Raw genomic sequence first — 25034 nt, forward strand, 5'->3', positions numbered from 1 at the left:
TATAGTTGAAGTTAATTAAATAATTAGGATGCAAACAGATTAAAATAAAGAAAAATATTAGAACTCTACTAGACAAGTATTAAGATCAAATTTCTGACCTTCTAAAAGCATATGCATACGAATATCAACTAAACTGATTGGAGCATTATTACGAGCATTATGTAATGATGAATGCTTAAGATGAGAGAAGTCTATAATAGTTACCATACCTGAGCCAACAACCTCTATCACATTCTCAGAATTTAGTAATGCTGATGTATCCTCATCAATACCAACACCAACCATATAAGGGTTGTATGATAACGCTGCTAAAAGTCTACCAAGTCTATCTCTTTGAGAGAAATGCTGATCTACTAGTAATTTGTTAGTTAAACCCAGCCCAGGAGCAAGGTTTACCATATTACATCTTGGCATAAGGCCTGCTTGGCCACCTGCAATCATAAAGCCAGAGATAAAAGCAGCTCCTGCTGATGTACCTGCAACATTAACACCTTTTGCATTCAATCTACGAATAAGTTGCGCTATCAGAGTGCCACCAAGAGTAGTAGAAAGTAGAAGCTGATTACCTCCTGTCATAAAAATACCCGTACTTTGTGCAAGTAGATCCTGATAATCTTTATTAGTAGTCGCATCTAAGCGAGTTTCTATCTTTAGATTATAGACATCTTTGACTCCCATTTTAGAGAAAATATCAACATAGATATCTCCTGTATCTGGTAACTTCGATGCTGTAGGGATAACAGCTATTTTTGCTTCACTTCCACCTGAAAGCCCAACAAATTTTTCTAATACCGTAGGGCTTGCAAATTTATCTTCTCCACCACCGATTGGCATAATATATCCACGGTGATCTTTTTTCACTGGCTTTGACGGCATCTTGGAAATCTCCTTTATAATATATAAAAATTGTGAGTAATAATATTTTGTTAAAATAATACTAATTAATTGGACATATTTCTATAAAAAAGGTTTATTTTTAGCATATAAATTGATATGCAGTTAATACTATTTACCCTTATAGTCATTGATGATATGCTATGCAATAAATATTATTACTTAAATTAACTATCTTAAGATGAAAAATATCAAAGCACTTACAATTGGAGGGGCGACTCTTGACACTATCATAGAATATGAAGAAATGTTCACTATGAATATGCAAAAGAAAGATACTACTCAATCTTTTATGCTACTTGAAGAAGGCGCAAAAATTGAAGTAACTGAACAAAAATCTTTTTCAGGTGGTGGTGCAACTAATGCTGCTGTTTCTTTCAAAAAACAGGATATTAACGTTAGTTTCTTTGGCAAAATTGGTAAAGATATAGCTGGTGAACAGATAAGCAATGAGCTTAAAGAACTTGGGATTGACATCTCTAATATTCGCTACTCTGATAAGTATGGCACAGCAACATCTTACGTAGTACCAACACTAAGTGGGGATAGAACAATTTTTGCATACAGGGGCGCAAACAAAGATATCCTACAAAATGATTTGCCTTCTAAAGCAATTATAGATAGTGACTTTATTTATATCACATCTCTGAGCAAATCTTCTGCTGCTAGATTACCTGAAATAGTTAAATTAGCCGCTGACCATAATACAAAAGTAGCTATCAATCCAGGCTCTAGCCAACTTAGTGTTGGAGAAAGTTTTATCAAAGATTCAATGTTTGGCATAGATATTCTCGTATTAAATTTTCAAGAAGCTCAAAAGCTAATGTTATCGCTATTATCTTCCAATGATAAAGATATTGTAGAATCTAAAGACATATTTGAAACTCCTCTTGTTGAAGGAAAAAGTGATTTCTTAAACGCTACTTTTAGATTGAAAGATTTCTTTAGAATCTGTTTAGATTTGGGTGTAAGAATAATTGTAGTGACAGATGGCGCTAATGGTGTATATGCTGCCTCTAAAGATAAAATATATCATAGTGAGTCTTTGAGAATTAATAATGTTGTCAACACTCTTGGTGCAGGCGACTCATTTAGCTCAACATTCTGTGCAAATATTTACAAAGGTAAACCTATAGAAGAAGCTATTAAGTATGCTCTAATTAATTCTAGCCATGTGATACAGCACTCTGATGCAAAATCTGGTCTACAAACATCTGAAAGTCTTGAAAGAATAAAGTCAAAAATGAATTGTGGGTTGGATAAAAAAATTACAGTTACACCTTGGTAACTTAATTTTGAAGCTATTCTTCGCCTCCTTCCTTTTCACTACGTCATTCCCATGAAAATGGGAATCTCATAAATCATAACCACCAGCCTAAAGATACCAACCTGCGCGGATATGACTATACATTTTTGTAATTCTCTCGTATGAACGAATCTCTAAACATACGCCCTATCTAGGAGATCCTGAATCAAATTCAGGATGACGGTATTATTTACTGTTATCTCCTAGCTAAGTATTTGCCCTCAAAAAATGACTCAACATCGGCAACATAATAATCTATTTCTTGATTATCATAAAAATTAGCCTCTGACTTATGATCATCTGCATGGACTAATACTGTTTGCATCCCTAAATGCTTGGCAGGTACTAAATTGTGTGATGAATCTTCAAAGAAAATTGCATTGGTAAAATCAATATCAAGCTTCTCTCGTCCTATCTCAAAATATTTAGTCTTTGGCTTGGAAACTAAGCCGGTATCCTCTATAGTTAAGATACCATCAAAACTATCATCTAAACCTAACTGTTTTAAAACTCTATAAGTATGAAAATTAGGAGCATTAGTAAAAATATAAGTACGATTATTTTTTCTCAAATCATTAATACATTTATTTAGTTTCTCATTTGGCTTGAAATGACTAATCTCAATATTATCAATATAATCAAGGAACTCTTTTGGCTCAATATTGTGATAACGCATCATACCAAGCATAGTAGATCCAAACTCATAATATAGTTCATCACGAATTATATTAGCTTTGTCGGTATCTGAGATATTTAGTTTTAGTTTGATATAATCACTCATTCTCGCCATTTGAGTATCAAATAAGCCATTATTATATGGATACAGTGTGTTATCTAAGTCAAATATATAGGTTTTCATTATTAATTAATAATTTAGACTAAAGTTGCAGACATTATAACATCTCAGAAACTAATATATCATACATCTCAGCTGCTGCTTCATCCCAAGAGAAATATTTAGATCTCATTAATGACATCATAGACATTTGACTTTGTAAATCATCGTTATCTAAAACTTTTTGGATTTCCTCTGCAACACTATAATAATCTTGAGAATCTATAAGAATACCAGCATCACCTAGCACTTCCGATATAGATGATGTTTTTGAACATATAACAGGAACTCCATAGCTAATAGCTTCTAGAATCGGTAAACCAAAACCTTCATACAATGAAGGATAAACAAATAAACTAGCAGTTTTATAGAGACTTGCTAGCTCTTCATTAGTTATATAATTATAAACTTTAATATTAGCATTTAAGTTTAAAGAATCTAATAAACTATCTAAATCAACTTTGCCCCAGCCCTTTGCTCCAACTATAAGCAATTTATATTTATTTTTAATATCTTGTGGCAGTTTTGAATAAGCTCTTACTAAGTTTTCAATATTTTTTCTTGGTTCAATAGTTCCTACAAAAAGAATATATTTTTGCCCTATATTACTCTCTCTTGTTTTCACATTAGTAAAACTATTACCTAAGTATACTCTATGAACTTTGTTATTATCCCCAAAGTATTTTATAATATCATTTTTTGTTGAATCTGACACAGTCAAAATAATATCTGCCTTTTTAATGGAATGAGGTACTCTAAAAGTATCTAAAAGCCTTGTTTTCCTCATTAAAGTCTTTGGATAAACTTTGTAAACTAAATCATGAATAGTAACTATATACTTTATATCCTTTTGTTTTTTAGGAAGTTTATGAGAAGGTCCTCAAAAATAATCTAAATTGTATTTTGAAATAATCTTATGTAAAAAAAGATACCAGAAAATATGCTGCACCTTATTTGATAAATTAAATTCAACTATCTTAATATTACTATCTAATTGACTCTTTATATCGTTTTGTAATTTTTGTGGTGAAAAAAGAATTATAGAAACATTAGTATTTTTAGATAAAGCCTTAATCATCTCTAAAGTATATCTACTAACACCTGCCATATTTGTTTTTAATAAAGAGTACACATCTATACCAACAATCACATTAATTATCCTTATTCTGATATTTAACCATCTCTTGTCTCTTTATCAAATGTTTAACTTTCTTCATAAATGGTATTTTTTGAAGATAATAAAAGAAACACAGCTTTAAGAAAATATACAGAGAATTTATCATAGAATAACCATTATTTGTTCTACATTTTATCTTCTAGCCTTGCTTTAATAAAATTTGAACTTGCACCATCAATAATTGAAAAATAGCAACCAAGAATATTAAGATAATAGCCCTTATAATTTTTATGTGAATTAACAAGTCTTAGAAAAAAATCATAATCAGCAGCTATTCTAAAATCATCATCAAAAAATCCAAGATAATTATATACATCTCTTTTAATATAAAGAGTCTGATGACAGAAAGGTTGATAATTATTCAAATGTTTGAAAAACTTTTTCGTACCGAAATCTATACCTTTTGATATACAACTTTGCTTATAATTTAAAAAGACACTATCACTATAAATAAAGTCATAGCTTTTTTTGATCAAAGCTTTGTTATACTCTTCAAAAATATTATCAGCATAATAATCATCTGAATTTATAAAGCCTATATAATTACCCGTTGCTAGTCTTATACCTTTATTCATAGCATCGTAGATACCATTATCAGGTTCCGAGATTAATACATCGATTATATCTTTATAATTTGAAATAATCTCTAAAGTCTTATCTGTTGAACTACCATCAATAATAATATACTCAATATTTTTATAAGTTTGATCTTTAATACTTTGTAGAGTTCTTTGTATAGTTTTTTCTGAATTATAGCAGACCGTTATTACTGTGAATTTTATGTTTCTCAAATTTAAACACATTATTTAAACTTATCTCTCTTAATTTATTTTAGAAAATTCAAAAAATACTAACTATATTATCTTCCGTATAATTTCATAATATGTCTTGGCAAATTTCTTGGTCCTTTCATCTAAGATATTTTGATTAAATTTTATTTCAATTTCACAATCATAGTTAGCTAAAACCTATTTAAGTTCGATAGCGCTATGACAATCAAAGAATGTTGCTTCCGGATACTGTTCTTTGTGAACACTAATATCGGACAAGATCATATTTTTACCTATACTTTTACATTCCTCTACAGTTGAGCTCCGCCCCTCAAATAAAGAAGGGTTAATAACTGCTATTGAAAATTTCATTAGTAAGAAAACATCTTTATAATCTATCAAATCTAGTAATTTTATATAATTTCCAAGATCATTCTTTGTAATATATTTTTTTATTTCATGATAGTAATTTTTATCTCTATAATCTTCTAAACTACCACTACAAATTATCAATATGTTAAAGCCATCTTTAATTAACAGTTTTATAGCTTCAAACACTAATAAATGATTTTTATGTTTCCATAATTGATTAGGCAAATAAAAATAAGGTCTATCTATATTATATTTTCTTTCAATCAGTCTAAAATCCTCTTCATCCATATTAAAATATGTAGCTTTAGGCTGAGAAACAAATTGCAAAACTTCCGCCTTTTTTATATTATCTGAAGCGAATTTTTTATAATCATAAAACGCATCATAACTACTTAGAACAATTTTCTCACTATTTTCTATTAGATTTCTAAAATTTTTATTCCTGGAATTAATTTCATCACTAGAAAACATGTTTTCTAGATGGATATGTTGAAAATCAGGTATCCAATTAATAGTTTTAATAGACTTAAAATTAACTAATTGGGAATGAGAAAGAATATCCATATCATATTTTTTAAATAATTGCTCGAGATAGTAGTTTGATTTAAAAAACTTATTAAAGATTTTATTAACATACCATCTAAAGCTTCTTCTGTTAAAAATCGTATCCTCTATTACAGTAGCATATTACTGAAAAATTCGTTTCTCATGGTCATCAAAGTTTTTAGAAAGAAAAACATATACTTCGATATTTCTCTTTTGATACTTATTTATCGCATATAATAAGTTCTTAAAATAATTCAATCCCCCTATCCATTCATTAGGAAAATCAATCACAAATCCTACTCTAATCATTTATTTTTTTTACCCAGTCTATATAGCCCACTATATCATACTCAAACTTAATACTTGGACTGCTACATATTTCTTTAAGCTTAGTTATATCAGCACAATAATATATAGGATTACCTATATTTACTTTCCTATTAAACTCAATACTTATTTTAGGATTTACTAGATTTTTAACAATCTCAACCACCTGTCTAACAGTATACTTTAAACCTGTTCCACCATTAAGTATAATAAACTGCTCACTGATATTTAAAAGTTTTAAAAAAATAATCAAAACATCTTCTATATGAATAAAATCTCTTGTTTCTTCACCAGTTCCCCAAAACTCCACTTCTTTACTAGAATATCTTATTTTATTATATGCATCCCATAAAAGTTGTTTTTTGAGCCCATTACCATAAACTGAAAAAAGACGTACTACAGAAATCTTTAAACTATATTTTTCTGAATAACTCTGACATAAGTCTTCTACTATTTTTTTATGATATCCATAAGGAGATGCTGGCTTCCCTACATAATCTTCTTTAATTGGTGTATTTGTATGCTCTCCTTGTACTGCTGGACTTGATGGATATATAAGTTGAGCTTTAGGATTATAAACTCTCATATACTCCAAAACCTCTAAAGTTCCATCTACTGTTTTTTTAAAATCCTGATAAGGATTCTCTATTGAAAAACCAACAGAACCACTCCCTCCACAATGAATAATAATATCAAATATCTGCTTAAACTCTAGTATAGCTTTTATTGAAATATTTCCACTTTGCCAATAATCTAAACCTATACTTTGTGATTCTTTTATAGATAAACTACCATCTCCTATCTCATAAGTCTGATATCCACGTTCTTTAAAAAATTTTGAAATATTTGAACCTAAAAATCCTTTAGCTCCGGTTATTAATATTTTTTTCATAATAGATCTTTAATTTTCGAAAATTTACCAGTTTCAACATCCACTATATCTAGACTAGAAATTATTTTTAAATTCTCTTCAATACTACTAAAAGTTAATTTTCCACCATCATCTTTTGCTTCTCTAAACTGAAATTGCTTATATGCCTCTTCAGGAGTTAAAACATTAAATTTTGACACAAGATCATCTCTAACAAAAAAAACATTATTCCCAGCTAAATTAGAGCCTATAAGACTGTATCCTTTCTTCTTTGCTAAAAAATCAAGGGCTGATATTGAAGCTCCATAATATATATTTGAATAATGCTTAGTATTTCTTACAAATTTAGCATCATAAGGAACACTTACTTTATAGGTATCACCAAAATGACTATTATATTCACAAATTACAATACCAGGTGAAATACAATCTATCGCTTCCCAAATCCAATAATCATTACCATCAATATCAACTGATAAAATTCCTATTTCTCCATGAATTCCATTTTTTGTTATTAATTGATTTATATTATCTTTTGTAATAAATGTACATTCTGCCTTAATATTATGCTTCCAGTAAATAGAATCATTTTTTATGTTAGAAATATTTTCTTCTGACCCATCTATAACCAAACCTCTCCAATTATTATTTTGTAATAGGAATCTTGTATTTGATTCTGTATAATTTTTAACACCAAACTCAATAAATGTTTTTTCTTTAATATCAATATTATCAATTAAAAATCGAATTACTCCATCTTCTCCCCACTGAGAAAATACTTTAAATTCATTATCTCCAATATCTTTTGAATTAAGAGTTCTACATTGTCTAGACTCAATTCGCCCCAAAGCCAAATCAATTTTATTAAATCTTTCTTCATAGTTTTGAAAAGATTTTAGCATTCTTTTTATCTTCAATATCTTTTTAAGCATTCTTATCTCTTGAATCATCAATATGACAATTTCATTTGTTAAAACAAAAAAATAACTTTATTTTTTTAATTATCATATATAAATATTTATTTTTCTCAAGATAACTTCTAGAACCATGTCTGAGCAGATTAATATATTTTATATACCCTGTCCAACCCAAAATATTTGCTATTTCATTTATGTTTCTCATACAGTCTTGCCCAATTTCATTTTGCGCCCAATATATATTAGTTTCTGCAAGATATGGAAGCTTAAAAAGAAAAGCGTATTTTTGTCTTATTGAATTAAAACTAGAAAACTGTAAATTATAAGTTAGTAAATCAGGAAATTTTTTATAAAAAGGATCTTCAATATAGTCATTTTTAGAATATTCCATATACTGCCCATAAATTGATACCTTACAACCAGCATATGACGCATATAAAATATGTGATCCTATAGTATTTGATGTTACATATTCAAAGACCTAAAAATCCGACTCATCCGAAGAAGTCCACTTTTATCTGTTACATCTGCTCCTATTATGATTGGAATATTATATTTCTCAAAAATTTTAACCCACAATCCTTTATCAAAACAAGATCTATGCACGCACGCAACAACAATATCAAATTTATCTTTAATTTTGAGAATATCATCAATGTATCTTTTTTCATCAAACGAATGATTTGTATATGGTAAAGAATGAGGAGGCATTATTAACAAGCTTCTCGGTATTCTTTTAATTTTATTAGTTTTTATATCATACTGATTAACATAAGCAAAAGGTAATCCTACTACTATAGATTTAACTCCTTCGCTATCCAAAAAGTTTTGCTGTTGCATATTAGCAACAAAATTAACTCTAGCATATTTATCAATAACAAATTACTCTATATACTTAGGTGAAGCAAAAATCCATCCATGCTTCCAATTGATTCCTCTACTATAAGTTTTTTTATACCTAGCCTATCAGCCAAATATTTTGAAAATCCATAATAATCAATCTCAGATATGAGTTCCATTGGCGCATATTCAGGAATATTTTTTAATATTTTACTAAATAATTCTTTTTGTAAGTTGTATTTCATTATATATCGCTAGCCAACATATTCAAAAACCTATCCCCAAACGCATAATCCTTCTCTGCAGTTTCACCTAAGATATCATTCAAATATTTAGGATGCATACCATATCCAGGTCTTACACTACGAATATTCTCCTCCGTAAATATTTCACCTTTTTTGATATCTTTTGCTACATACAAACTACGAGCAAACTGCCTACTTTTCTTTTTCTTTTCTGTAAGTGTATAGTCTACTTTACCATATAATTTTTCAGCATTTCTTACTTCAGATATCATATTTGCAAACTCATCCTTATCTAGAGAAAAATCAGCATCCGGACCACCTATGGACTTATCTAATATAAAATGTTTCTCAATTACTCTAGCTCCTAAAGTAGTAGCTACGACTGGTGCTGTGATACCCAAAGTATGATCAGAAAATCCTGCAACAACTCCAAATGTATTAGCTAAGTTTGGTATCGTCGCTAGATTAGCATCCTCTAGCGGCGCCGGATACGAGCTAGTACACTTAAGCAATACTATATCGTTATTACCTGCTTCTCTACAGATATTTACAGCATCTTGTATCTCATCAATAGTTGCAATTCCTGTTGATATAATTATTGGTTTACCTTTTGAGACAACATATCTAATAAGTCCATAATCTGTTATTTCAAAAGATGCTATCTTATACGCACTAGGGTTAAATTGTTCAAGAAAATCAACAGCTGACTTATCAAATGGCGATGAAAAAATATCTATACCAATTTCTCTAGCATATCTAAATAACTCCTCATGCCATTCCCATGGCAAATATGCTTCTTTATATAAGTCATATAGCTTTTGAGAATCCCATAAAGTTCCGCCTTTAATTATAAAATCTTCTCTTTCAGAATTCAAAGTTAGAGTATCTGCACTATATGTTTGTAGTTTGATAGCATTTGCTCCAATATCTTCACTATTCTTTTTAACTATAAAGTATTTTTTTTCTTGATGCCCACTCAGACTTTTTACAAAACTTAAATGATCATCATCAGATATTATATCTGTATTATACATATTACTACGTACCAACTGATGATTACGCCACGATAAAATTTTTAAGCTTTCTTGTCGAGATATATCTACAAAATCATATAGTTCACAACCTACTACAACATTTTCTTTATGCACTTTAATATATCTCTTTAAAGAATTACTATCATATTTATTTAATACATAATGGCTATTGATTGACAAGTATTCAAATATATCTTGATGATTTTCAGCTGTCTTAATAGCTATTAGAGGAAGGTTCAAAAAACATACTTCATTAACTGTGACACTAGGCGTTACAATAGCAAAATCACTCTCATGCATTAATCTTGCCATTTTAGTAGAATTAATATGCAGGTTAACCCAATTTTTATCTTTACAGTAATCTACCAACTGTTCTAAATTCTTATTTGCTATTGTTGTCACTAAGTTTACTTCTATGCCGCCAACTTCACTAATGGCTCTCAATATTTCTATATTCTTATTGCTATGATCAGCTCCACCCATAGCGACAAAGACTTTAGGTATTATATTTTTAGGTTTAGACTTATTTTTATAATCATAAAATTCTTGTCTCAGTAAAGTATACTTAGAGCCACATCTCATTTCACAATATTCAGGAACTAGACATTTATATTTATTTTCATCAGCACTAATATTATGATTTAAAAGAATATCACAATAATGCCTCTCATAAGTATCATCTAAAACCATAAGTTCGATATAGGAGTATTTTTCTTTAAAAGCTCTTTCAAAATCATAATCTAAGTTATAGCTATCTAGAATCACTATATTAGGGTTCAGTTTTTCAACTACTTTGATAAACTCAAGTAAGCTGTTATCTCTAATAATCTCAACACTATAACCAGATTCTATAATCTTGAAGCTAATATTACCAGGTAAGTCTCTTGTTACAAAAGTTACATCATCAAACTGAGTTGCTAATACAAGATCTCTCATGATATGACCAGTGCCAATACTTGATGAAGAATCAGCTCTAATTATAGCTTTCATTAGATTTCTCCTGAACTTTTTAAAGCTCCATACATCAACTCTGCTCTTTTCCAATCTTCTAATGTGTCAATATCTTGAACTAAATATCTTGGTAGAACTATAGGTATACTTGTTTTGCCAAATAGAACATCATAATTTTGTTGTTCTTTATTTAATGTCAATTTTTGCCAATAAAATTGTCCAGCATCTTGGAATGCTTCTTCTAAGTCTTGACTTCTTTTTGAAAAGTTTTCAGGCCAAAACATTTTGCATCTATTTTCATCTGTGATTTTAAATATCCTCTGAATAGGAAATGGCATACTAGTGCAAGAAAATGCATTAATGGCATCACTTGTAGATAGCTTTTCGTAAGCATCTACCAAGTATTTCTCTTGTAGGAATGGAGCTGTAGCATATATAGTACATACATAATCATATCTTTCATCATTAGATACTAAAAACCTTATAGCATGATCAATTACTGACTGAGTATCAGCTAAATCATTACTTAACTCAACTGGTCTTACAAACGGAACATCTGCTCCATACTGCTTCGCAACAATTGCAATCTCATCATCATCTGTAGATACAATTACCCTATCAAACAAATTTGATTTTATAGCAGCTTCGATAGAGTAGGAAATAATCGGTTTACCATGGAAATCTTTAATATTTTTCTTAGGAATTCTCTTACTTCCACCCCTAGCTGGTATTATTACGACATTAGAGTATCTATTCATTTTTTTCTAAGAAGAAACCATGTTATATCATCTTGTGGAAAGTTATTATCTCTATGGTAGTGAAACTTATAATCCACTAATTCCAAATCAGGATATTTATCAGCATCTCTCCAGCGAAGTCTCTTTTGAAAAGTCGCTCATTATTTCCTCTGTATGGAATCGTTACAGGAGTTGGATTATAATATTCTGCTATAACTATATATTTAGAAGAAAATTTATATAATTTTTCATAAATTAATTCTAAAAACTCTGGATTAATATGTATCAAGACCCCTTTTATTAAAGATAAGTCTCTTTGCCTGTCTATTTGAATATCTAAGAAAGACTCATGATATACGGTTTTTACAAATTCTAATTTATTCAGTTCATTCACTGCATCTTGGCTAATTTCAATAGCGGAAATATCCATATTTTGTGATAAACTATTTATTGCATGAAGATTTAGTCCTATGTTTGAGCCAAACTCAATGACACTAGAAACATTGGTCATTGATGAAAGAATATCGGAAAAAACCTTTATGTTATCCTTAATTACATCTTGGTTGTTACGCTTTATGTATTCTACAGCCCATTTTGGATCTGGCCAAAAAGCTTCTTGTTCAGTTTTAAATTTTTTCATAAACTGTCCTTATTTACTTTATTAAGAGACTTTTTTATTCGTTCACAAATATACTTTATCTGCTCACCTGTCAAATCTGGATACATAGGCAAACTTATTGCCCCATTATAATATGCTTCTGCATTAGGACAGTATCCTTTCTTGAATCCCATCTTTTGGTAGTAAGGCTGCATATATACAGGTATATAATGAACATTGACTCCTATATCATTATTACGAAGATATTCAAACATCACTCTTCTCTTGTTAGCTGGAACAACTACCGGATATAGATGCAATCCTGAATAGCTTTTGTCAAACTGATGTGGCAAAACAACTTCTGAACAATTAGACAATCGCTTCTCATACTTCGTTAATACAGCATGCCTCTTTGCTACAAACTCATCAAGCCTAGACATTTGTGATAGACCAAGTGCGCACTGCATATCTGTAATACGATAGTTGTAGACTAAATCTATCATCTCATAATACCAAGGACCCTCTGACTCTTTTGTCATTAGAGACTCATCTCTAGTCAACCCATGAGTTCTCAATAAACCTATCTTTGCTGCAAGCTCACTAGAATTTGTCATCAGCATACCACCTTCTGCAGTAGCCACGATCTTAACAGGATGAAAGCTAAAGATTACAATATCAGAATATTGACAAGATCCTATTGGCTTATCAAGGTATCTACCACCAATAGCATGAGCTGCATCTTCAACTATCGAAAAATCATATTCCTTTGACAACAAGTGTATCTGTTGCATATCACATGATTGTCCTGCAAAATGTACTGGAGCCACTATTTTTGGTAATTTACCAATCTTTTTTGCCTCAATTAACTTATGTTCTAAACATTCAACAGACATATTATAAGTTCTAGGACAAATATCGACAAAATCAACATCTGCTCCACACATGATAGCAGCATTAGCAGTAGCTAAAAATGTATTAGGCGATGTCCAAACAATATCTCCCTTACCAACCCCTAATGCCAAATATGCCAAGTGTAAAGCACATGTTGCATTTGCCACAGCGAAAGCATGCTCAGCTCCACAATACCTTGCGACAGACTTTTCAAAATTAACAACTACCCGCCCCTGCGTTAAAAAATCCGACTTTAGAGTATCTATTACAGCCTCAATATCATCTGCAGATATATTTTGTCTTCCATAAGGAATAAAATCCATAATTACATCCTCGCCATCATTTCCAAAAATGACTCATGTGTTAACCACTCAGTATTATTTCCAGAATTATACTCAAAGCCGAGCTCTACAGGACTACCAACTTCTCCTAACTTATTCTTCGTAAAGTCAGCCTTATGAGCAAATTGAATAGTAGGACAAAGCACATAATGATCATCAAATTCCAATGTTAAATGAGAGTCATCAGAAGGACACATGATCTCATGAAGCTTTTCTCCAGGTCTTATACCAACAATTTTATGAGGTAAATCTGGAGCCATTGCTTTTGCTAGCTCTGTCATATACATAGACGGAATCTTAGGTACAAAAATCTCTCCGCCCTGCATTCTTTCAAAATTTTTGAGTACAAATCTAACTCCCTCTTCTAATGTAATTAAAAAACGAGTCATTTTCTCATGTATAATAGGTAGCTCTGTAGCTCCGTCATCTATCAACTTCTGAAAAAAAGGTATAACCGAACCTCTACTACCAAGCACATTACCATAGCGAACAATAGCAAATCTTGTCTTTCTTGTTCCAACCATATTATTTGCAGCAACAAACAATTTATCAGATGCTAGCTTTGTAGCACCATATAAATTAATTGGATTAGCTGCTTTGTCAGTAGATAATGCTATGACTTTTTCGACATTATTTGATAATGCTGCCTTTATGACATTCTCTGCGCCATGTACGTTAGTCTTGATACACTCCATTGGATTATACTCAGCTGCTGGAACCTGCTTCTGGGCTGCGGCATGAATAACATAATCAACGCCATGCATAGCTTCTTTTAATCTTTCACCATCCCTAACGTCTCCAATAAAATATCGCATACAAGGATCATTAAATTCTTGAGACATCTCAAACTGCTTTAGTTCATCTCTACTAAAGATGATTATTTTTTTAGGCTTATATTCAGATAATAATATCTCTGTGTACTTTTACCAAAACTACCTGTACCACCTGTCATTAAAACCACTTTATTATCAAACATTATAACGCTCTACACTTTTTCTAAACTACCATTTATTAAATTATAAACGACATCATACCCCTCAATAGTACTAAGCCTATGAGCTATGGTTATTATAGTTATATCTTTTAACTTTTTTATCACATTTGTTACTTCTTTTTCGGTGTCATTATCAAGAGCTGATGTTACTTCATCCATCACTAATATTTGTGGATTTTGATACAATGCTCTAGCTATACCAAGCATTTGACGTTGACCACCTGATAGCCTAATACCATTCTCTCCGACAAAAGTATCTAAGCCTTTATTCAAATTACTAACGAAGTCATCAAGTTGTGCCACTTTTAGACATTCCCAAACTTTAGTTTCATCTATACTTGCCTTTGGTTCACCAAAAGCAATATTCTCTTTGATAGATGTATCATAGAGTATAATTTGTTGCGGAATATGTGCAAATAGTCTTTGTATTAACTTAGTACTATTAATTTGCTTATCATCTATATAAATACTACTACTTTGCGCTGTATAGAAACCCATTAACAAATCAACCAAGGTGCTTTTACCAGAGCCTGAAGGCCCTACAAAAGCAGTTTTTTTACCTTTTTCTATTGTTAAAGAAATATTTTTTAATGCTTGTGTACTATCAGGATAACTATAGCTAATATTTTCTAGATGGATATTCTTTTCAAACTTCATACCTGAAGCAAAACTATCTTCTATGCTATTTGTATAGTTTTGATATTTTTCTAACTCTTCATATATTACTTTTAAAGCTGGAACAGAATACTTGATACTTGTAACCGCTTGCATAATCCTATTAAGTGCTGGTAGCAGCTGTGTCGCAGCAACACCAAATACAGATAATAATATAAAAATTGAATTTGTCGACTCACCAAAGGCTATTAGGACTAACAAAGTAATCAAAACAAATGTAATAGCTATTGCTTCTATAAAAAATCTTGGTATGATTTGAAATATTTGATTGAATTGTAATGACTTATTCAACATAGTTGCTTTTTCACTAAACTCATTCGTGAATACTTTTTCTTTGTTATAGAGTTTTATCTCCTTTATCCCTGATAAACCATTCATAGTTGTTTGAGTCATCTCTTCCATGCTTCTGCTCTTTGTTTACCATATTTAGTTAAAATTCCTTTTATTTTCAACATAAAGATAAATAATGAAACTCCCAAAATAAGCAAAGTAAAAAAACTAAATAAAAAGTTTATATATAACAATAAAGCAACTATAAATACACATGAAAATAAATCAGTAGCTAATATTCCTAGAGGATTAATTATTCCTCCAGATAATTGATTAGTTTCCGCGTTTATATTACGTATAAGTGTTGGTGTACTTCTAGTTAAATGAGATTCATAATCCATAGAAATATAAAGTTTAAATAATCTCTTTTGAATACTAAGAACTATAGAGTTTAAAAATTTGGTTTGAAACCAAAATAGTAGAATACCAATTATATTCTTTATCCAAAAAGCTAAGATCAATAAAGCTATGCTTATAAGTATTATTTGAAAATGGCTAAAACCACTCAGAAAATGTATATTATCAAACTGATTTGGATTAACTAACACGCTCACAAAAGGAATAACTGCTCCAACACCTAGCATTGAAGATGTAGAACCTAGAAATAAAAGAATAAGGTAAATAAGAAATCTTTTTTTCTGAGTAGTATCTAAAATACCAAAAAAATATCTAAAAAACTGCTTCATTTAACACCACTATCTATCACTTCATCATAAACTGATTTATAACACTCAACCATTTCTTCTAGACTAAAGATATCATCAAATCTAGCTTTAGCACTAGCTCCGTAGTCTTTAGCTGTTTGTTCATCTTGCCAAAGTTGATTGAGCTTTTTAGCTAAATCTTGAGTATCATCTGACTTAGCTACTAATCCTGTTTGTTTATTAATATTTACAAAGGTTGTGCCTGTACCAATCTCGCAAGTTATCATTGGTTTAGCAAACATGCTTGCCTCTAGTAAGACTAATCCAAAAGCTTCTGTCCTTATATTTGATGGTAATACCAGAGCATAACTTAGCTTTAGTAATGATAGCTTATCTTTATCATCTAATGCGCCGACAAATTTTACATTTTGTAGCTTATTTTGCTTAACTTTTTGCTCCAGCAGATCTCTTTGATCGCCATCACCAACTATAACAAGTGGATAATCTTGTCCTTGCATAGCATCAATCAAGACATCCAAACCCTTGTAATACCTTAGACCTCCAATATAGATGAAGAATTTTTCAAAACCTATATTATTTTTCCAATGTGAATAATTTTCTTCATCAATATTATAATCTGACTTATTCAGACTCATTGGAATAACTTTTTTAGGTACTTTTATTTCTCTAAGAATCTCACTAGTCTCAAGATAGTTTGGTGATGTTGGTAAAATATATTTTGCACCATTAAGAAACTTTCTCATTAAAGGCTTGTATAACATCATCAACCTTTTTTGCTTGATAATATCTGAGTGGTACGTGACTATATATGGCTTATTTGCTCTACAAATAGTCTGCAACAAGTCGGCATATGGATATGGAAAGTGATAGTGGATAATATCAACTTGTTTAGCTAACTCTTTGAATTTCTTAATTGCCGATAGTGAAAAAGTTGTTGAAGCTATATTCAAATTTGTTTTAGCAAAATGCAAAGTATAAAAATCTTTGTGTATAGTTCGATTCTCTTTACCCATAGCTAGAATATGTATATCTAAATCATACTTTTTAGCCATAGCGACTGATAGCTCATGTATAAACTTCTCTATACCACCATAAGTATCTGGATAAAATAATTTAAATACATGCAAAATCCTCATTTCTAAATATCATTCTCTTTGGCGTAATTCCGCCATCTAACAATATCAACACATATATCATCTATAGTTTTTTTTGTTTCAAAACCTAGCTCTTGTTTTGCCTTTGTAGCATTTGCATACATCTCAGCAATATCTCCAGCTCTTCTAACCACTATTTGATATGGAATGTTTTTGCCTAAAGCTTTCTCATAAGCTATGACAATCTCTAGTGCACTGCAACCATTACCTGAGCCTAGATTATATGCCCGCCAAGCTGGTTTAACCTTTGAGATATGCTCAAGTGCTAATATATGCCCTATCGCCAAATCAACAACATGGATATAGTCTCTAATACAGGTGCCATCTTGAGTATCATAATCACCACCAAAAATACTAAGTTTAGGCAATTTACCTGACCCAACTTGATCAACAAAAGGCATTAGGTTATTTGGAATACCTTGAGGATCTTCGCCAATCATCCCACTGCTATGAGCTCCTACTGGATTGAAATATCTAAGACATGTGATATTAAAGTTATTATCAGCTTTTTGTAGATCTACTAGAATACCTTCTATTATTAGCTTAGTCGCACCATAAGGGTTAGTTGTACTAAGAGGTAGATCCTCTGCAAATGGTGGTATATTAGACATACCATATACAGTCGCTGATGAACTAAATACAAAATCATAAACTTGGTACTCTTGCATTAACTCAAGTAAATTTAGTGTACTTAATAGATTATTATGATAATAAGCCAAAGGCTTCTGCACACTCTCGCCAACAGCTTTAAAACCAGCAAAGTGAATCACCGCATCTATATTATGCTCTTGAAAGATTTTCTCTAACTTATCTTTGTCTAAAAGATCTATCTCATAAAAATCAAAATCTTTACCTGTGATTGTCTTAACTCTATCAACTACAGATAGTTTGCTATTTGAAAGATTGTCAACCACAACGACTTGATATCCTCTATCAAGAAGCTCAACAACTGTGTGACTACCTATGTAGCCTATACCACCTGTTACTAATATTTTTTTATTCATATTTGTACTCTATATAATTTGTATCTATTTGATTTAATACCTTACTATCTATAACCTCTTTTTTTGATAAAAATATACTAAAAATCTTCATAAAAGTAACTCTAACTGTCTCGATAATAATAAGTAAATCAAAAACAAAACTCCATCTTCTAATATATACAAGATCGAGCTTAAGCTTATTTTCCGGCAAAGTTGCATAGCTTTTCAAAACTTGAGCATATCCTGTAATCCCAGCTTTAACTTTGGTTCTATATAAGAACTCCGGAGTCTCTTTTGCAAACTCATCGATTAACTCTTGTCTTTCAGGTCTTGGCCCTACTATTGACATATCACCTTTTAATACATTAAAAAAACTGTGGTAATTCATCTAACCATATAGGACGAATTATTCTTCCAATCTTTGTAATTCTATCATCACTATTACTTGCCCATATAGCTCCGGTTTGGGACTCTGCATCTAGTTTCATACTACGAAATTTTATCAATTTAAACTTTTTACCATTTCTAGTAACTCTTTCTTGGATAAAAAAAGGAGAGATTTTATCTTCGATATAGATTGCCAAAGCTGTTATAAACATTATTGGAGCCATTAACACTATAGCAATCGAGCTAAATATAATATCAAAAATTCTTTTTATAACTTTAGCCTCATAAGATAGACCAAAGTTCTTGATACTCATTGCAAGACTATCACCAAGAGGTACTAGAGTAGCTCCCCACACAGATATTTCATATTTTCGAGGAATAATCACCATCTCAACATTACACTGACTCAAAAGTGATAAATCATTATCATCAAGTAACTTCAAAGCCTTGTCTGAAACAAAAACCTTAGTATAACTTTTGATAATATCAGCTAGCTTCAAGCCCACAACATCTATACTTAAATAACCATGAATAATTTCATTAGGTAACTTAGAGGATACCGCTTTATTTAAAAGCCAATCCTGCTCATTATTTTGCCCTATCACTAGCACTTTATTATAGATAGTTCTTCTCATAAGAGATCTAAAGTAAATACACAAACATGACAACACTATAATCTGTATGGCAAAACCTAAAATAATTACACTACGAGGAAAAGCAAAACCTCTTAGAAAAAATGCTAAAGAAGTAATTACTATTGCTAGCATAAATGAGCATAATAATACTTTTAGTATATTTCTCGATTTTGAAGTCTTCTCACCATTGGTATATTCTGCAACAAGAAAAATTAATAATGCTGTAATAGCTATAAACGAGGCTAAAAAATTAAAGCTACTAAAATTGGTAATATTGTAATCAAAAATATGTCATGGTATAAAATAACTCAGTAAAACAACTATTACTGACAATATCAGCTCTATCATTTTGAGCATAAATACTAATAAACTAGATTTTCTTGAGTTCATCTCTCATCTTATCAATAGTTTGTTTGTAGCTATTTGAGTTTAAAATAGCCGACCCAGCTACAAAAGCATCAACTCCGCAAGCTGCAATCTCTGCGATATTATTAGGGTTAACGCCGCCATCTATCTCTAGTAAAATATCTCTACCAGTTGATTTAATCCACTCCGAAACTTCTTTAGCTTTATCTAGCATTGCTGGTATGAATTTTTGTCCACCAAAGCCTGGATTTACAGACATAATAAGCACTCTGTCAATATGACTTTCAACATACTTTAGACAATCTATCCCTGTCGCTGGACTCAAAGCAAGACCAGCATCTATACCAAAAGATTTGATTAGTTGTAAGCTTCTATCAATATGCTTACTAGCTTCGGGATGAAATACTATACTACTAGCACCAGCTTTGGCGAAACTCTCGATCAATGCATCTACAGGCTTAACCATAAGATGAACATCCGTACCAGCTGAAATACCATAATCTCTCAAAGCCTTGAGAACCATAGGACCAAATGTAAGATTAGGCACATAGTGATTATCCATCACATCAAAGTGAACGTTATCAGCTCCTGCTTCTAAAACTGCTTGAACATCATCTCCTAATCTTGCTAAATCTGCAGATAATATCGATGGATTAATCTGGAATTTTCTCATTGCTATTTGTCTAAATATATAAAAATTAGAAATAATTTTAACATAACAATAAAAAATATTTGAGCTAATAAATCTCAAAAACTATAATATCTAATGCTAATAAATGCTTTTTATAATAGATAAGGAAAGAGAATCAAATGGATCATATTCAAAATGCTAAACTAACATTTGAACTTGAAATACAAGCTTTAGAGAACTTAAAAGACTCTATAGGTGATGACTTTAAGAGGGCTTGCGACATTATTCTAAACAACAAACAAGGTAGAGTAATTATAACTGGTATGGGTAAGTCTGGTCAAATTGGCAAAAAGATTGCAGCAACTCTTGCTAGTACTGGAACTCCTGCTTTCTTTGTTCATCCTGGTGAAGCTGGTCATGGTGATTTTGGTATGATTACAGATAAAGATGTTGTAGTTGCTATATCTAATTCTGGTAATTCAAGTGAGATTATGGGAATCATGCCAATGATTAAATACCTCGGTATACCAGTAATCTCTATTACAAGTAACAAAAACTCATTAATGGCAAAAAACAGTGATCTAACTCTTGATTTAGGTGTTAATAAAGAAGCCTGCCCTCTTAATCTTGCTCCAACATCTAGTACAACTGCTACACTAGTCTTAGGAGATGCTTTAGCCATCGCTTTACTTAAAGCTAAGAATTTCTCTGCTAGAGATTTTGCATTTTCTCATCCTAGTGGCGCTCTTGGTAGAAAGCTGATATTAAAAGTAGAAAATATTATGCGTAAAGGCAATGAAATACCTGAAGTCAAATCAACAGATAATCTACGCAAAGCAATTCTAGAAATAAGTGACAAAGGAATAGGTAGTACATTAGTTGTTGAAGATAACAAACTCTTAGGTATATTTACTGATGGTGACTTAAGAAGAATGTTTGAAGCCGAGAGCTTCAATTCTCAGAAAACAATCAGTGAAGTCATGAGCAAAAACCCTAAAACTGTATCAAGTGATGAAATGGCTATATCAGCTCTCGAGGAAATGGAGAGATTTGAAATTACCAGTTTAGCTGTAGTTGATGGTAAAAATAATGTAGAAGGTATAATAACCATGCATGACCTAGTTAAGTTAGGGCTTAGATAAACACTAGTTTCTTATAAAAATTTTCTTCAGCCAGTGGTCAGCACTTACATATCTTCCGCCACCGTATAAGAATAATGTAAATAACATAATGAAGTATGTAACAGAAAATTCCATACCACCATTAAGCATTACAGGATTACCTAACGCAGTAACATAGTTATATCTATCTGGGAAGTTTTGTGATAACCATTCAAATAGATCATTTAGTCTCTGTGTAGATTCTGCAGTTTTGTCTGCAATCGCAGGCCATCCATGAGCTCAGTGAACCGCGGCACCAGCAACACCTATTACAAACATCATTGGAATAAAAACAAGTCTAGTAAACAAACCTAATGCTATACCAACACAGCCGATAACTTCTGGCATAGGCATACCTAAACCACCTTGAGAAGCTGGAGCACCAAATCATGCCACAGTTGTACTAAAACCTTCTATTTTTGATCTAGCTCCTACAAACATAGTCGGTACTAAATAAAGTCTTATACCTAACAAAAGTAAAAAGTCGATAGACTAAAACTTTTGAATAATCTTGTAATATATATCATATATTCTATTTATCATAATTTGCTCCTTATGCTGATAAAGTAATCATATTTTGGTTATGCCAAGAGACTAAACGATTAATTAAGTACTCTTGTTGCCCATTTTTTATTTGCTTAAAATCTTCTGATTCAAAAATATCTATTCCTTTTTCTAATGCTGAACTTAACACAGCGCACTCAACTGTAGATATTCTTTGGTATGAGGTTCTATGATTTATATTGCAATAAAGCGCATACATAATATTTTGCTCTGTACTTATTTCTTCATCCAAATTATTTATATCAAAAGGAAGTAGTATAAAAGTTAGTGTCGGATTTTCTTTTATATTTCGGATATCTTTAAAACTTATATTTCTAGTGATTTCTATATTTTCAACAACTTTAGATTCATCTATTTCTATAGAGAAAAGTAGCCACTCAAACTCTATTAACTTAAATAATTTTTCATCTATTTCTACCAACTTTGAAGATTTCAGTATCTCTGTGGCTATTTGATGAAATGCCGGCTCAGATGATATATTGTCCTCAAAAAAACTTTTAAAACCTTATCTTTTAATTCTTGAGAAGCATGTTTATTAAAGTAAGGAAAAGTATTTTCTAAGACACTTAAGACATTCCCGACGATAAATTCGCGATACATCTGTATCTTTTCATCACTTGAATTATCATAACGAATAGTATGAGTAAAGTTTTGCATTTTAGTTTTTATAGATTCTGATATATTCATATTTTTCCCTCTATAACATTTATTATGCTATTTAGCTCATTTACCAGATCATCAAGCTTTGGTACAAAATGATCGCGTTCAAGTAACATTGAGTGCAAACCATGTTGCTCTACAACAAACTTAGCTAGCTCCTTTACTTCCTGTATTACATCTTTGCCATGAGTATCTAAAATGAAATCATCTTTTTTATAATGTCCTGCTATATGGTAATAATTGACGCTACCTTTATTTATACCTTTTATAAATTCATAAGCATCATAGCTATGTTTATGTCCATTGACATAAACATTATTTATATCAAGAAGCATTTTCGCACCACTTCTCTGCAGAATATCATTGATAAAATCTAGCTCATTCATATCATTATCATATTGGTAGTAATATGAGATATTTTCTAATGTAAGTGGTCTTTTTATAATCTCTTGAACCTGCTCTATACGATTGCAAATATAAGAAATATTTTCTTTCTCTCTAGGGACTGGTAAAAGATCATATAAGTACCCTTTCTCATCATTAGAAAAACATAAATGATCACTATATATATCAATATTATAATCATCTAAGAATGCTCTAACTTCATTCAGAAATTTCTTATTAAGTGGCTGAAATCCTCCTATTGATAGGCTCAAACCATGAGCTATGATAGGATAAATATTTGCAACCTTGTCAAGATAATCTTGCTTAAATCCGCCTAAGCCCATCCCATTTTCAGGAGAAAGTTCAAGAAAATCAATCCCATCAACTTTTTGTGCTGATAATATTGACTGATGTTCAGACCTTAGACCTATACCTTGACATTTACCGATCATTGTCCACAAACTCCATTAGAGCATTTACCCAACTGTGCTATCTCTTTTTTATCTTGCTTACCATAAGCTTTACAGACTTTAGTACCACAATTACCATCTCTTGCTCTGACAAGTTTTCTATCTTGCTCATCAGCATCAACATCAACCACACCAAATTTTTTAAGTGAGCCATATTTACCTTCGCCTTGAGCTATTGGACTACTCTCAGATGAATCCTGAACCTGTGTAACTGGTGCTTTTGCTTCTTCTGCTAAAGCAATACCAAATGACATAGAAGCTGTTAAAGCAATTGTTAAAAGTATTTCTTTCATATTAAATTCTCCTATTTAACTCCATTAACTGGGAAACATGCTAAATCTCGACCTTCATAAACAGACCCTTTATAATATTCTTAACTATTTTTGTTGACTCGTCTTTAAGTACCAAACCTTTACCTAAGAAATGACTTAAAACTAATGCTTTAGGATTAACTGTTGTAGCAACTTGTCCAATGACTGACGGCTTAGCATGTAAGAAACTACTTGCCGCATCAGCGCTTTCGTCAATTGGCATAGGCATCATTAGAATATCTGCATTTTTTGCAAATTTAATAAACGTATCTCTAAATTTATCATGTTCATTACTACCACCAGCACCAGTTACAATGATAGTGCCTTTCTTAGACACAATCTTATATGCCAAAGTTGGAACATCACCTTTAGAAATACCTAACGCCTAAACAGTAAACTCATCATTTGAAAAGACCTTCGTTGGTTCTAATTTTGTATAATCAATATTTGTTACAGGATCAAGCTTAAAAGGGAAACCATCTGTACCCGTAAGTATTCCATGTAAATATGCAAAAGCACCATGATCTTTTCCAAATACTCTCTGAAGAAAATCCGTCGCACTTGGGAAAAGACCTGAATGTGTAGGACCTGAGAATGGAAGATTCTCTGTTCTTTTGGAGAAATATGCTCCTTTTAATATCGCTAGAATATCTGCTGAATGATCAGCATGGAAATGAGTCATATTGATTGAGTCTAAATCTTCTAATCTAGCTCCTGATTGACCAAATCTAAGATATGTACCACCACCAGCATCAATCAAAACTTTAGATTTACCATCAATCCATATCAACTCACCTGCAGATGCTCTAGCATCATCTCTAATTGGTCCACCAGAACCAAGAAGCTGTAAGGTGAAAGACTTATCTAAACACTGTGGATTTGTTTGTGCAACACCTTGAGATACTCCAAAAGCACACATTGAAGTAAACACAAAGTTAAAAGCCCTTTTTTTCATAAATAACCTTATAAATTTAATTTTGTAAGGTCATTATCAATGGTTAAGACAAATAGTT

The 25034-nt window shown here is 31.2% G+C and carries 24 protein-coding genes and 5 pseudogenes; 2 read left to right on the plus strand and 27 right to left on the minus strand.

Translation table 11 applies throughout. The annotated features are described in order from the left end of the window. Positions 1-57 precede the first annotated feature (57 nt). Positions 58-876 carry a cyanophycinase gene (locus FNO12_RS06165; RefSeq protein ID WP_014715529.1) on the minus strand — a complete coding sequence of 273 codons (819 nt, stop codon included), beginning with the start codon at positions 874-876 and terminating at the stop codon, positions 58-60. Positions 877-1075: 199 nt separating this feature from the next. On the opposite strand from FNO12_RS06165, the gene FNO12_RS06170 reads away from it, so the two are divergent. Further along, on the plus strand, positions 1076-2182 hold the full coding sequence (locus FNO12_RS06170) for a carbohydrate kinase family protein (protein WP_014715528.1): 1107 nt from the start codon (positions 1076-1078) through the stop codon (positions 2180-2182). A gap of 214 nt (positions 2183-2396) precedes the next feature. Here the strand turns inward: FNO12_RS06170 and FNO12_RS06175 are convergent, their stop codons facing one another. The 21 genes and pseudogenes from FNO12_RS06175 to rpe form a co-directional block, all read right to left on the minus strand. After that, positions 2397-3059, minus strand: coding sequence for a pyrimidine 5'-nucleotidase (locus tag FNO12_RS06175; RefSeq protein ID WP_048349214.1), 663 nt, complete (start codon positions 3057-3059; stop codon positions 2397-2399). A 34-nt stretch (positions 3060-3093) separates the two neighbouring features. Continuing rightward, positions 3094-3879, minus strand: a complete 786-nt coding sequence (locus FNO12_RS06180) for a glycosyltransferase family 4 protein (protein WP_331243397.1) — start codon at positions 3877-3879, stop codon at positions 3094-3096. A 36-nt stretch (positions 3880-3915) separates the two neighbouring features. Next, positions 3916-4185, minus strand: coding sequence for a glycosyltransferase family protein (locus FNO12_RS06185; protein ID WP_014715525.1), 270 nt, complete (start codon positions 4183-4185; stop codon positions 3916-3918). A gap of 152 nt (positions 4186-4337) precedes the next feature. Further along, positions 4338-5015 (minus strand): glycosyltransferase family 2 protein, encoded by a 678-nt coding sequence (locus FNO12_RS06190; RefSeq protein ID WP_014715523.1) that lies wholly within the window; start codon positions 5013-5015, stop codon positions 4338-4340. A gap of 165 nt (positions 5016-5180) precedes the next feature. Next, a complete protein-coding gene (locus tag FNO12_RS06195) occupies positions 5181-5918 on the minus strand; it encodes a glycosyltransferase (RefSeq protein WP_041257400.1) in 738 nt (245 codons plus the stop codon). Between the two features lie 123 nt (positions 5919-6041). Beyond that, entirely contained in the window at positions 6042-6209 is a 168-nt protein-coding gene (locus FNO12_RS09560) for a hypothetical protein (RefSeq protein WP_030005675.1), read from the minus strand. After that, positions 6202-7119, minus strand: coding sequence for an NAD-dependent epimerase/dehydratase family protein (locus tag FNO12_RS06200; RefSeq protein ID WP_014715522.1), 918 nt, complete (start codon positions 7117-7119; stop codon positions 6202-6204). The genes FNO12_RS09560 and FNO12_RS06200 overlap by 8 nt, the downstream gene beginning before the upstream one ends. Next, positions 7116-8000, minus strand: coding sequence for a hypothetical protein (locus FNO12_RS06205; RefSeq protein WP_041257522.1), 885 nt, complete (start codon positions 7998-8000; stop codon positions 7116-7118). Before FNO12_RS06205 ends, FNO12_RS06200 begins: the two co-directional genes overlap by 4 nt. Positions 8001-8061: 61 nt before the next feature. Further along, positions 8062-8406: a hypothetical protein gene (locus FNO12_RS06210; RefSeq protein ID WP_014715520.1), complete on the minus strand. Its 345-nt coding sequence runs from the start codon at positions 8404-8406 to the stop codon at positions 8062-8064. Between the two features lie 74 nt (positions 8407-8480). Beyond that, positions 8481-8855, minus strand: a complete 375-nt coding sequence (locus tag FNO12_RS06215) for a hypothetical protein (RefSeq protein WP_014715519.1) — start codon at positions 8853-8855, stop codon at positions 8481-8483. Positions 8856-8902: 47 nt separating this feature from the next. Next, positions 8903-9100: a hypothetical protein gene (locus FNO12_RS06220; RefSeq protein ID WP_030005676.1), complete on the minus strand. Its 198-nt coding sequence runs from the start codon at positions 9098-9100 to the stop codon at positions 8903-8905. Further along, entirely contained in the window at positions 9100-11124 is a 2025-nt protein-coding gene (gene pseI / locus FNO12_RS06225) for a pseudaminic acid synthase (RefSeq protein ID WP_014715518.1), read from the minus strand. Before pseI ends, FNO12_RS06220 begins: the two co-directional genes overlap by 1 nt. Continuing rightward, on the minus strand, positions 11124-11843 hold the full coding sequence (pseF, locus tag FNO12_RS06230; protein WP_014715517.1) for a pseudaminic acid cytidylyltransferase: 720 nt from the start codon (positions 11841-11843) through the stop codon (positions 11124-11126). The genes pseI and pseF overlap by 1 nt, the downstream gene beginning before the upstream one ends. Positions 11844-11919: 76 nt before the next feature. After that, the gene (locus tag FNO12_RS06235) at positions 11920-12462 is read right to left on the minus strand and encodes a pseudaminic acid biosynthesis-associated methylase (RefSeq protein ID WP_014715516.1); all 543 of its coding nucleotides are present in this window, start codon (positions 12460-12462) and stop codon (positions 11920-11922) included. Further along, positions 12459-13634 (minus strand): UDP-4-amino-4,6-dideoxy-N-acetyl-beta-L-altrosamine transaminase, encoded by a 1176-nt coding sequence (pseC, locus tag FNO12_RS06240; RefSeq protein ID WP_014715515.1) that lies wholly within the window; start codon positions 13632-13634, stop codon positions 12459-12461. The genes FNO12_RS06235 and pseC overlap by 4 nt, the downstream gene beginning before the upstream one ends. 2 nt (positions 13635-13636) lie before the next feature. After that, the gene (gene pseB, locus FNO12_RS06245; RefSeq protein ID WP_306807229.1) at positions 13637-14563 is read right to left on the minus strand and encodes a UDP-N-acetylglucosamine 4,6-dehydratase (inverting); all 927 of its coding nucleotides are present in this window, start codon (positions 14561-14563) and stop codon (positions 13637-13639) included. Between the two features lie 74 nt (positions 14564-14637). Next, a pseudogene (locus tag FNO12_RS06250) lies at positions 14638-16337 on the minus strand (ABC transporter ATP-binding protein). Next, positions 16334-17452 (minus strand): glycosyltransferase family 4 protein, encoded by a 1119-nt coding sequence (locus FNO12_RS06255; RefSeq protein ID WP_014715513.1) that lies wholly within the window; start codon positions 17450-17452, stop codon positions 16334-16336. The pseudogene FNO12_RS06250 and the gene FNO12_RS06255 overlap by 4 nt, the downstream one beginning before the upstream one ends. Before the next feature lie 2 nt (positions 17453-17454). Beyond that, on the minus strand, positions 17455-18474 hold the full coding sequence (gene galE / locus FNO12_RS06260; protein ID WP_014715512.1) for a UDP-glucose 4-epimerase GalE: 1020 nt from the start codon (positions 18472-18474) through the stop codon (positions 17455-17457). Continuing rightward, positions 18467-19748: pseudogene (locus FNO12_RS06265) on the minus strand (sugar transferase). Before FNO12_RS06265 ends, galE begins: the two are co-directional and overlap by 8 nt. Before the next feature lie 97 nt (positions 19749-19845). Then, positions 19846-20514, minus strand: a complete 669-nt coding sequence (gene rpe, locus FNO12_RS06270; protein WP_041257519.1) for a ribulose-phosphate 3-epimerase — start codon at positions 20512-20514, stop codon at positions 19846-19848. Positions 20515-20651: 137 nt separating this feature from the next. On the opposite strand from rpe, the gene FNO12_RS06275 reads away from it, so the two are divergent. After that, positions 20652-21614, plus strand: a complete 963-nt coding sequence (locus FNO12_RS06275; RefSeq protein WP_014715510.1) for a KpsF/GutQ family sugar-phosphate isomerase — start codon at positions 20652-20654, stop codon at positions 21612-21614. 3 nt (positions 21615-21617) lie between these two features. Here the strand turns inward: FNO12_RS06275 and FNO12_RS06280 are convergent. The 5 genes and pseudogenes from FNO12_RS06280 to FNO12_RS06300 form a co-directional block, all read right to left on the minus strand. Beyond that, a pseudogene (locus FNO12_RS06280) lies at positions 21618-22121 on the minus strand (HvfX family Cu-binding RiPP maturation protein). Between the two features lie 64 nt (positions 22122-22185). Further along, positions 22186-22883, minus strand: a pseudogene (locus FNO12_RS06285) (HvfC/BufC family peptide modification chaperone). Continuing rightward, positions 22880-23692: an MbnB/TglH/ChrH family RiPP precursor modification enzyme gene (locus FNO12_RS06290; protein WP_014715508.1), complete on the minus strand. Its 813-nt coding sequence runs from the start codon at positions 23690-23692 to the stop codon at positions 22880-22882. Before FNO12_RS06290 ends, FNO12_RS06285 begins: the two are co-directional and overlap by 4 nt. Next, entirely contained in the window at positions 23689-24003 is a 315-nt protein-coding gene (locus FNO12_RS06295) for a hypothetical protein (protein ID WP_014715507.1), read from the minus strand. The genes FNO12_RS06290 and FNO12_RS06295 overlap by 4 nt, the downstream gene beginning before the upstream one ends. An 11-nt stretch (positions 24004-24014) precedes the next feature. After that, positions 24015-24976, minus strand: a pseudogene (locus tag FNO12_RS06300) (MBL fold metallo-hydrolase). Positions 24977-25034: the final 58 nt, after the last annotated feature.

Origin of the sequence: Francisella orientalis FNO12 (genome assembly GCF_001042525.2) — a bacterium.
Classification (GTDB): domain Bacteria; phylum Pseudomonadota; class Gammaproteobacteria; order Francisellales; family Francisellaceae; genus Francisella; species Francisella orientalis.